Here is a 3758-nt window from a genome sequence, read left to right as displayed (position 1 = left end):
CCCGCGCTGGCCAGCGCAGCCCGGATCACCCGCTGCTGCGACGGACCATTCGGCGCCGACAGACCATTGCTCGCACCGTCCTGATTCACCGCACTACCCGCAACCACCGCCAGCACCCGGTGCCCGCGAGCACGGGCGTCCGACAGCCGCTCCAGGACCACCATCCCGACGCCCTCGCCCCAACCGGTGCCGTCAGCGGCATCCGCGAACGGCTTGCACCGGCCGTTGGCGGCCAGTCCTCGCTGCCGCGCGAACTCCGTGTAGGTCCCCGGGGTGGCCATCACGGTGACGCCGCCGGCCAGCGCGATCCCGCACTCGCCGGACCGCAGCGCCTGCGCCGCCAGGTGAATCGCCGTCAGCGAAGACGAACACGCCGTGTCGATCGACACCGCGGGACCCTGAAGACCCAGCGAGTACGCCACCCGACCCGACGCCACACTCGCCGTCGTACCGGTCATCCCGAAACCACCGGCACCGTCCTGCTCACCGATCCGATACCCCGACGCGACGATGCCCGCGTAGACACCGGTGTCGGTGCCCTTCAACGTTCCCGGCTCGATGCCGGCGTCCTCCAGCGCCTCCCAGCACGTCTCCAGCAGCAGGCGCTGCTGCGGGTCCATGCCCAACGCCTCACGCGGACTGATCCCGAAGAACTCCGCATCGAACTCACCGGCACCGTCAAGGAAGCCACCCACCGGGGCGTACGCCGCGCCCGACGTGCCAAGCTCGGACGTGCTCGGCATCTCCCAGCCGCGGTTCGTCGGGAAGCCCGACATAGCGTCGGTCCCCCCGGCGACCAACTGCCAGAAACCCTCCGGGTCCTCGACCCCGCCCGGGAACCGGCACCCCATACCGACGATCGCCACCGGCTCGTCCGTGCCGACACGGACCGCCGGCACGACCGCCGTCCCGACGACCTCGGCGGTGCCGCATGCCTCTGCCACGAGGTAGCGGGCGACCTCCAGCGGTGTCGGCTGGTCGAAGACCAGGGTGGCGGGAAGGGTCAGACCCGTCTCGGTCGCGAGCCGGTTGCGCAGCTCCAGACCGGTGAGGGAGTCGATGCCCATGTCCCGGAAAGCCCGCTGGGGATCGATGTCCCCGGCACGCTCGTGCCCGAGAACGACAGCGGCAGCCGCCCGAACGATCTGTACAACCTCCTGCTCACGATCGGCGGGAGACAGCGCGGCCAACTGGGTCGCCAGGCCACCCGCGTCCGCAGCCGCGGCAACGGCCGCGGTCCGGCGGGCAGGAGCGCCAACGGCCAGAGCCCGCAGAAGCGGGGGCACCGGTCGTCCCGCGCGGGGCAGCCCGCTCAGGTCGAGCCGGGCGGGGACGGCCAGCGGTGTGCCCAGCGCGGCAGCGGCCTCGAACAGCGCGAGACCCTGCTCGGTCGTCAGCGGCTGAACACCACCGCGACGCAGACGGGTCAGACCCGCGCCCTCCAGGTGCCCGGTCATCTCCGAGGCCTGGGCCCACAGGCCCCAGGCCAGCGACTGACCGGCCAGCTGCCGGTCGCGACGGTAGGACGCGAGTGCGTCCAGGAACGCGTTGGCGGCGGCGTAACTCCCCTGCCCCGGGCTGCCCATGACAGCCGCCGCCGAGGAGTACAACACGAAGCCGGCCAGGCCCGCGTCCTCGGTCAACTCGTGCAGGTTCCACGCCGCATCAGCCTTGGCAGCCATGACGGTCGCGATCCGCTGCGGCGTCAGCGACTCGATCGTGGCGTCGTCGATCACACCGGCCGCGTGCACCACCGCGGTCAGCGGCCGCTCGGCCGCGATCCGCGCCAGCACCGAGGCGAGACCCTCGCGGTCGGCCGCGTCGCCGGCCTGAACGCGAACCTCCGCACCCGACTGCGCCAACCCCGCGACCAGACGGGCCACGCCCGGCGCGACCGGACCACGACGCGACATCAGCACCAGGTGCCGCATGCCACGGACATCCACCAGGTGCCGGGCCAACTCCCCGCCCAGCGTGCCGGTTCCACCGGTCACCAGGACGGTCCCCTGACTGTCCCACTCGGCCGGGACGTTCAGCACGACCTTGCCCAGGTGTCGAGCAGCCTGCAGGTAGCGCAGCGCCGCCACAGCCTGCGACAGCTCGAAGGTCGTCACCGGCGGCGGGACCAACGTGCCCGCGTCGAACATGCCTCCAAGCTCGGCCAGCATCTCCGCGACCCGCAGCTCGCCGGCGTCCATCAGGTCGAACGCCTGGTAGAGCACGCCCGGGTAGGCCTCGGCGATCTCAGCGGCGTCACGGATGTCGGTCTTGCCCATCTCGACGAACCGGCCGCCGCGCGGCAACAGCCGCAGCGACGCGTCCGTGAACTCACCGGCCAGGGCGTTGACGACCACGTCCATGCCCTCGCCACCGGTCACGGCCAGGAACCGCTCACAGAAGTCCAGATCACGGGTCGAGGCGATGTGGCTCTCCTCCACACCGGCTGCGAGCAGCGCGTGCTGCTTGGCCGGGCTCGCGGTCGCGAAGACCTCCAGGCCCCACGCCTTGGCCAACTGCACGGCGGCCGTGCCAACTCCACCCGTACCGGCGTGAATCAGCACCCGCTGACCAGGCCGGACCTGGGCCAGATCCCGCAACGCGTAGAACGCGGTCAGGAAGCCTGCCGACACCGCCGCGGCCTGCTGGAAGGACCAGCCCTGCGGAACCGGAGCGAGCAGACGACTGTCCACGATCCCGACCGGACCCCAGCCCGGCACCAGACCCATCACCGACTGACCAACCGTCAGGCCAGTGACTCCAGGGCCGGTCTCCAGGACAACGCCGGAGCCTTCCGCGCCGAGGACCCGGCCGTCGACGACCATCCCCAGACCGCCGACCACGTCATGGAAGTTCACGCCCGCCGCACGCAGACCAACCCGGACCTGACCCGCCGCCAACTCAGCGCCTGCCTCAGGCGCATCGACAACAGCGGCACTGCCCAGGTCACCCGGCTTGGTCACCTCGACTCGCCAGCCCGAACCACCGGGAAGCAGCAACTCCCCGGACGCACCGACCCGGAGCAGCCGTCGGCCGAACGCCGCGACTCCCCCGCCGTCAGCTGCGGGACGGATGGAGACCTCAGGCTCGTCGGCGTCCAGCACCGCAGCCAGGACGGTGTCCACGTCTGCGTCGTGGGCGGGGTCCAGACCGGCTGACGGGTCGACGTCGACCAGCAGCAGACGACCCGGGTGCTCCGACTGCGTGGAACGGATCAGGCCCGTCACCGCTGCGCCGGCCAGATCCTGACCGGCGGCCACGCCCTGGGTCCAGATCACCAAGCGTGCGTCGTCGGTCGCGGGATCGGCCAGCCACTCCTGCACCCAACCCAACACCGTCGCAGCAGCCAGCTGGGCCGCCTGCGGCACCGAACTCCCGGCGGGAGCGGCAGGCACCGCAGCAACAACCACCGGAGCCATCCCGGAACCGTGCCGCGCCCACTGCACTGCAACAGCCGAAGCCGAAGCCCGCGGCAGCGGCACCCAGTCCACCGTGAACAGCGACTGCCGCACCTGACGATCAGACCCGCCGAACGGACCGGCCGCGGCCTCACGCAGCGCCAACGACCGTGCGTGCAGTACCGGCTGACCGGCACCGTCGAACGCCGACACCGAGACGCCACTCGCCTCGGGCGCCAGGACCACCCGCAGCTGGCGAGCACCGCCCGCCAGCAGCCGAACCCCCGACCACGCGAACGGCAGACCCGTCCCGCCACTGCCATCACCGGCGGCCAGCAGACCCTGCAGTGCCGCATCGAGCAG

The 3758-nt window shown here is 71.8% G+C and carries 1 protein-coding gene; it reads right to left on the bottom strand.

Features of this window, described 5'->3' with window-relative positions; all coding sequences use genetic code 11:
• The coding region (locus ACZ3KP_RS40880; protein ID WP_467506208.1) for an SDR family NAD(P)-dependent oxidoreductase at nt 1-3758 on the bottom strand (3758 nt) is incomplete at both ends.

The sequence above is a fragment of the Streptomyces sp. NPDC020958 genome (assembly GCF_055562175.1).
Note: the sequence above shows the minus strand (reverse complement) of the source record. Positions and strands in the feature narration are given on the sequence as shown.